This window comes from Massilia sp. TWR1-2-2 (assembly GCF_049897565.1).
Taxonomy (GTDB): domain Bacteria; phylum Pseudomonadota; class Gammaproteobacteria; order Burkholderiales; family Burkholderiaceae_D; genus JAFCUW01.
The window spans coordinates 1-1223 of record NZ_JAFCWM010000092.1; the positions used below are offsets into that span (position 1 = coordinate 1).

Here is a 1223-nt window from a genome sequence, read left to right on the forward strand (position 1 = left end):
CTAGGGAAGCACTGATTTATTCTTCGGGCACTGGTTCCGTCTGCTAGCAAGACCTGAGACAATAACGGCACGCACACTACCGTCCAGTTGATCATGCAGAAGAGTTTTTCCGACCTTGAATACGCCGCCAAAAAGAAGCTGACACGGCGCGACCGCTTTCTCGCAAAGATCGACAGCATCACGCCCTGGTCGCAGTTGCACGAACAGATCGCACCGTTCTACCCGAAGGTCGAAGGCGCTGGTCGGCCACCGATCGGGCTGGCGCGCATGCTGCGCATGTACGTTGCCCAACAGTGCTTTGGCCTGTCTGACGAAGGCATCGAGGATGCGATTTACGACAGCCAGGCGATTCGTGGCTTCGTCGGTATCGACCTCAATCGGGAGTCGGCGCCGGATGCGACGACGCTGTTGAAATTTCGCCGACTGCTCGAGACGCACGAGCTGACACGCAAAATCTTCGACACCATCAACGGACATCTGGCAGCGCAGGGTTTGATGATGCGCGAAGGGACCATCGTCGATGCCACGTTGATCGCGGCATCGCCATCGACTAAAAACAAAGACGGCAAACGCGACCCGGAAATGCACCAGTCGAAGAAGGGAAACGACTGGCACTTCGGGCTGAAAGCCCATATCGGCGTAGACGCGGCGTCGGGCCTCGTGCACACGCTGATCGGCACGGCCGGCAACGTGTCGGACGTAACGCAGGCACACGCGCTGCTGCACGGCGATGAAGTTGCGGCAATGGGTGACGCAGGCTACCAGGGTGTCGAAAAACGTGAAGAAAATCTTGGCAAAAACGTGACCTGGCACGTCGCGATGAAGCGCACCAAACGCAAGGCGCTGCCGAACAACAAACTCGGCCGCATGACAGAAAAGCTGGAGCACTTGAAAGCCAGCGTTCGGGCGAAAGTGGAGCATCCGTTCCATGTGGTGAAGAACCTCTTCCGTCATCGCAAAGCACGCTACCGCGGCTTGGCGAAGAACACCGCGCAACTGTTTACATTGTTCGGATTCGCGAATCTGGTGCTGGCCGGCCGGCGATTTAGGGTCTCTGAAACCCAAGCTCCGTCCTGAGGACGGAAGCACGGGGAAAATGCATCAAAAATGGCCGAAATCGCCGGTCTGAATGCGTGAAAATGAAAATTTAGGTACCCAAATAACGCGGCCCTGTTAAGCGCATCGTTTGCACAGAAATCATCAATTGTTCAGCGCTTCCCTAG

General features: G+C 56.5%; 1 protein-coding gene. It reads left to right on the top strand.

The genetic code is table 11. The annotated features are described in order from the left end of the window. The first annotated feature begins 93 nt into the window (after window positions 1–93). Complete coding sequence (locus ACP7DD_RS26500; RefSeq protein ID WP_426178382.1) at window positions 94–1077, top strand: IS5 family transposase; 984 nt, start codon at window positions 94–96, stop codon at window positions 1075–1077. Window positions 1078–1223: the final 146 nt, after the last annotated feature.

Coding starts and splice junctions, on each gene's coding strand:
- ACP7DD_RS26500 (WP_426178382.1), top strand. CDS start 94: ATGCAGAAGAGTTTTTCCGACCTTGAATACGCCGCCAAAAAGAAGCTG.